The organism is Cupriavidus sp. WS (genome assembly GCF_000395345.1).
Taxonomy (GTDB): Bacteria; Pseudomonadota; Gammaproteobacteria; order Burkholderiales; family Burkholderiaceae; genus Cupriavidus; species Cupriavidus basilensis_B.
The window spans coordinates 1-5111 of the sequence record NZ_AQPL01000511.1 but is presented as its reverse complement, the minus strand read 5'-3'; the positions used below and the strand labels follow the sequence as shown (position 1 = coordinate 5111).

The following is a 5111-nucleotide window of genomic DNA, read 5'->3' as shown; positions in this document are numbered from 1 at the left end:
CATGGCCGCCCGCGGCGCGGCGCCGGCCGCTTCCACGCCGGCGCCGCGCCCCGCCGACCCGCTCGGCGCGGCGCTCACCCACGGCCCGGTCGCGTTCGACACCCTGTGCGCGCGCGCCGCGCTGCCGCCCGAGCAGGTGGCGGCCGCGCTGCTGGCGCTGGAACTGGAGGGGGCGGCGGAGCGCCTGCCCGGCAATGTCTACCGGCGGCTGGGCTGAGCGTGGCGCACGCTTTTTCCGCCGACCGCTACAATCAAGCGATTCCCGTGCCTGAAAAGGCTCATGTTTAGGCTGCCATGACCGTTTACTTTCCGGAGCACAATGCGGGCGAGCTCGCCCAGGCGCTGGCAGCGCGTGCGCAGGGCCGCCTGGTGGCCTGCCTGTGCGCTGCCTGGTGCGGCACCTGCCGGGACTACCTGGAGGCGCTGCAGGCGCTGGCGGCGCGTTTCCCGGACGACTGCTTCGTCTGGATCGACATCGAGACCCATGCCGACCGGCTGGGCGACCTCGACATCGAGAATTTCCCGACCGTGCTGGTGCAGCCGGCGGCCGGCGGCGCGCCGCAGTTCTACGGCACGCTGCTGCCGCACATCGAGGTGCTCGAGCGTATGCTGGCGCGTGGCGCGGCCATGACGCTGCCGGCGGGCGCCGAAATCCCGGACGTGCTGGCATGGCTGCGGGGCGGGGGCGGCACCGTTTGAAGGCGCCGGCGGCGGTGGCCGGCTTGCACCGCCGTCGGAACCGCGCTTATTATTGGCGCCTCAAAGCCCCCGGCTCGCTGTTTACATATAGTGCAGAGCCTTCAGTGGCAACAATTCGCAGGCTCGCCGACGAGCGGCCAGCAAGGACCGATCCATGTCAAAAGCCCTCATCATCGCGGAAAAGCCATCGGTTGCGGCCGATATAGCCCGTGCCCTCGGGGGCTTTACCAAGCATGACGAATACTTCGAGAGTGACGATTACGTGCTTTCGTCGGCCGTCGGCCACCTGGTGGAAATCGCCGCCCCGGACGAATACGAGGTCAAGCGCGGCAAGTGGAGCTTCGCCAACCTGCCGGTGATCCCGCCGCACTTCGACCTGCGCCCGATCGCCAAGACCGAGTCCCGGCTCAAGGTGCTCAACCGCCTGATCAAGCGCAAGGACGTCACCGCGCTGGTCAACGCCTGCGACGCGGGGCGCGAGGGCGAGCTGATCTTCCGCCTGATCCAGCAGCAGGCCAAGGCCCGCCAGCCGGTGCAGCGCCTGTGGCTGCAGTCGATGACGCCGCAGGCCATCCGCGACGGCTTCGCCCGCCTGCGCGACGACGCCGACATGCTGCCGCTGGCCGACGCCGCGCGCTGCCGTTCGGAGGCCGACTGGCTGGTCGGCATCAACGGCACGCGCGCCATGACCGCCTTCAACAGCAAGGGCGGTGGCTTCTTCCTGACCACCGTGGGCCGCGTGCAGACGCCGACGCTGTCGATCGTGGTGGAGCGCGAGGAGAAGATCAAGAAGTTCGTGCCGCGCGACTACTGGGAAGTGCGCGCCGAGTTCATCGCCGCCGCGGGCCTGTACGAAGGCCGCTGGTTCGATCCCAAGTTCAAGAAGAACGAGTTCGATCCCGAGGCGCGCGACTCGCGCCTGTGGAGCGAGGCCGAGGCCAAGAGCATCGTGGTGGCCTGCCGCGACAAGACCGGCACCGTCACCGAGGAATCCAAGCCCTCCACGCAGCAGTCGCCGGCGCTGTTCGACCTGACCACGCTGCAGCGCGAGGCCAACTCGCGCTTCGGCTTCTCGGCCAAGAACACGCTCGGCCTGGCGCAGGCGCTGTACGAGAAGCACAAGGTGCTGACCTATCCGCGTACCGACGCGCGCGCGCTGCCCGAGGACTACATGGACACGGTCAAGCAGACCATGGACATGCTCGCCGAGAGCTCGCCGAACTACCTGCCGCACGCCAAGAAGGTGCTGGCCAGCGGCTGGATCAAGCCCAACAAGAAGATCTTCGACAACAGCAAGATCAGCGACCACTTCGCCATCATCCCCACGCTGCAGGCGCCGAAGAACCTGTCGGAGCCCGAGCAGAAGCTGTACGACCTGGTGGTGCGCCGCTTCCTGGCGGTGTTCTTCCCGGCGGCCGAGTTCCTGGTCACGACGCGCGTGACCGAGGTCGCCGGCCATCACTTCAAGACCGAAGGCAAGGTGCTGGTCAACCCGGGCTGGCTGGTGGTCTACGGGCGCGAAGCCCAGGGCGCCGAGGCCAACCTGGTGGCGGTGGCCAAGGACGAGCGCGTCAAGGTCGACAAGGTCGACAGCGTCGGCCTGACCACCAAGCCGCCCGCGCGCTACAACGAAGCCACGCTGCTGTCCGCGATGGAAGGCGCCGGCAAGCTGGTGGACGACGACGCGCTGCGCGAGGCGATGGCCGGCAAGGGCCTGGGCACGCCGGCCACGCGCGCGGCCATCATCGAAGGCCTGCTGGCCGAAAAATACCTGGTGCGCGAAGGCCGCGAGCTGATCCCGACCGCCAAGGCCTTCCAGCTCATGACGCTGCTGCGCGGCCTGGGCGTGCAGGAGCTCACGCAGGCCGAGCTGACCGGCGAGTGGGAGCACAAGCTGTCGCAGATCGAGCGCGGCGGCCTCAAGCGCGACGAGTTCATGCGCGAGATCGCGCAGATGACCCAGCAGATCGTCAAGCGCGCCAAGGAATACGACAGCGACACCATCCCGGGCGACTACGCCACGCTGCACACGCCGTGCCCGCAGTGCGGCAGCAAGGTCAAGGAGAACTACCGCCGCTTTGCCTGCACCGCGTGCGACTTCTCGATCAGCAAGATCCCGGGCGGGCGCCAGTTCGAGATCGACGAGGTGGAAGAGCTGCTGCTCAAGAAGGAGATCGGTCCGCTGCAGGGTTTCCGCAGCAAGATGGGCCGCCCGTTCGCCGCCATCCTCAAGCTGTCCAAGGACGACGAAGGCCACTACAAGATGGAGTTCGACTTCGGACAGAACGACGACGACAACGACGGCGAGCCGATCGACTTCAGCGGCCAGGAATCGGTCGGCGCCTGTCCCAAGTGCGCCGGCGCGGTGTACGAGCACGGCATGAAGTACGTGTGCGAGAACGCCGTGGCCAGCCCGAAGACCTGCGACTTCACCACCGGCAAGATCATCCTGCAGCAGGAGATCTCGCGCGAGCAGATCGGCAAGCTGCTCGGCGCCGGCCGCACCGACCTGCTGACCGGCTTCAAGTCCTCGCGCACCGGGCGCAACTTCAAGGCCTTCCTGGTCAAGCAGCCGGACGGCAAGATCGGCTTCGAGTTCGAGGCGCGCGAGCCCAAGGCCGGGGCCAAGCCGGCCGCCAAGGGCGCCGCCGCGAAGAGCGCGGCCGCGCGCGCCGGCGACGACGAGGCGCAGGCCGCGGAGAAGACCGCCAAGCCGGCCGCCAAGGTGCCGGCCAAGAAGGCGCCCGCCGCCAAGAAGGCCGCCGCCAAGGCGCCGGCGGCCAAGCGCGCCACCGGCAAGTCGCGCGCCGGTGACGAGGCTACGGCCGACGCCGAGGAGTAAGCGCGCCGGCGGCAGGCTGACCGGCGACAGGCGGACCAGGCGGCGCGCCGCCCGCCCGGGTCCGCCTTCACGCCGGTCGGTGTCAGTCCTGTTTCAGTCCTTGTCGTCAGCCCTGTTCCTTGCTGCGCTCGACGCCCTCCTCGAGCAGGAAATCGATGAACGCGCGCACCTTGGTCGGCAGGAACTTGCGGCTTGGGTAGACCACGCTGATGTCGCGCCGCGGCAACTGGTACTGCGGCAGGATGTGGGTCAGCCGCCCCGATTCGATATTGGGCCGCGCCAGGTACGACGACAGCATCGCCACGCCCATGTCGGCCAGCGCCGCCTGGTGCGCCAGCTCGGCGTTGCTGCACAGCAGGCCGGGCCGGATCGGCACCGTCACCTCGCCCTCCGGGCCCGACAGCGTCCACTCGTGCTCCACCGTGGGAATCCGCATCGCGATGCAGCGGTGGTTGGTCAGCTCGTGCGCGTGGCGCAGTGGCGGGTGCTGGCGCAGGTAGGCCGGCGACGCGCACAGGATGATCTCCGCCGACAGCATCGGCCGCGCCACCAGGTGCGAGCCCAGTCCCAGGTCCGACAGCACCACGCCCACGTCGCGGCCCTCTTCCACGATGTCGACGATGCGGTCCGAGAGCTGCACGTCGAACACCACCTCCGGGTACATGGTCTGGAAACGCATCATCGCCGCGGGCAGCAGGTGCAGGCCGAACATCACCGGCGTCACCAGCCGCAGCGTGCCGGACAGCGACTGGCTGCGCGCCGTCACCACCGACTCGGCTTCTTCCACGTCCTCGAGGATCTGCTGGCAGCGCTGGAGATAGGTCTCGCCGGCATCGGTCAGCGACAGGCTGCGCGTGGTGCGGTTGAGCAGCCGCGTGCCCAGGTGGCTTTCCAGGTCGGCCACGTAGCGCGTCACCACCGCATTGGACATTTCCAGTTGCTGCGCTGCACGAGCAAAACTGCCCAGCTCGACCACTTTGGAAAAGACGCGCATCGATTGCAGCCGGTCCATGAGATAGTCTCCAGTCTTGCCCGCGAACTCTTACGGATAGTGGGATATTTATTGTGAAAACTAGAACTAATCATTGCCCGCAACGATATTTATTCATATGAGGGAAATGCCTAATATCGAGTCATCGGATGCCGCATTGCAGCGAAGCTGCTGAAAGAGGCTTTGGCGTCCTGCCTGTGGAAAGGAATCGTCATGAAAACCCAACGCTACGCCCTGCTCGCTGCCGCCGCCGCGCTTGCCGCCGCTCTCTCGGCCGCCCCCGCCTTTGCCAAGAGCGGCAAGTTCGATACGTTCACCGACGGCGCCAAGGCCGGCAAGTTCGACAGCTTCACCGACGGCGCCCGCGTCGGCAAGGTCGATCCGTTCACCGATGGCGCCAAGCTCGGCAAGTTCGACCCGTTCACCGACGGTGCCAAGGCCGGCAAGTTCGACAGCTTCACCGACGGCATCTGAGGCTGGTTGCCCGCCGGCGGTGCTGCATCTGGCGGCATCCGCGGCGGTTGTCGTTCCCGGCTGGTCTCCACAGGCCGGCGGGGTTGGCGCGCAGCAGCGCGCCGG

Annotated in this window: 4 protein-coding genes and 1 pseudogene; 4 read left to right on the top strand and 1 reads right to left on the bottom strand. The window is 67.8% G+C overall.

Annotated elements, in window-relative coordinates:
• The 3 genes and pseudogenes from K206_RS43995 to K206_RS0133050 all read left to right on the top strand — a co-directional run.
• Positions 1-217: pseudogene (locus tag K206_RS43995) on the top strand (DNA-protecting protein DprA); the annotation flags it as partial.
• Between the two features lie 77 nt (positions 218-294).
• Complete coding sequence (locus tag K206_RS0133055; protein ID WP_020206584.1) at positions 295-699, top strand: thioredoxin family protein; 405 nt, start codon at positions 295-297, stop codon at positions 697-699.
• A 154-nt stretch (positions 700-853) separates the two neighbouring features.
• On the top strand, positions 854-3541 hold the full coding sequence (locus K206_RS0133050; RefSeq protein ID WP_029044368.1) for a DNA topoisomerase III: 2688 nt from the start codon (positions 854-856) through the stop codon (positions 3539-3541).
• Positions 3542-3647: 106 nt separating this feature from the next.
• Here K206_RS0133050 and K206_RS0133045 read toward each other — a convergent pair whose 3' ends face one another.
• On the bottom strand, positions 3648-4553 hold the full coding sequence (locus tag K206_RS0133045) for a LysR family transcriptional regulator (protein ID WP_020206582.1): 906 nt from the start codon (positions 4551-4553) through the stop codon (positions 3648-3650).
• Positions 4554-4745: 192 nt separating this feature from the next.
• Between K206_RS0133045 and K206_RS0133040 the strand changes: the two genes are divergently transcribed.
• Entirely contained in the window at positions 4746-5006 is a 261-nt protein-coding gene (locus K206_RS0133040) for a hypothetical protein (RefSeq protein WP_020206581.1), read from the top strand.
• Positions 5007-5111 lie beyond the last annotated feature (105 nt).

Coding starts and splice junctions, on each gene's coding strand:
- K206_RS0133045 (WP_020206582.1), bottom strand. CDS start 4,553: ATGGACCGGCTGCAATCGATGCGCGTCTTTTCCAAAGTGGTCGAGCTG.
- K206_RS0133040 (WP_020206581.1), top strand. CDS start 4,746: ATGAAAACCCAACGCTACGCCCTGCTCGCTGCCGCCGCCGCGCTTGCC.
- K206_RS0133055 (WP_020206584.1), top strand. CDS start 295: ATGACCGTTTACTTTCCGGAGCACAATGCGGGCGAGCTCGCCCAGGCG.
- K206_RS0133050 (WP_029044368.1), top strand. CDS start 854: ATGTCAAAAGCCCTCATCATCGCGGAAAAGCCATCGGTTGCGGCCGAT.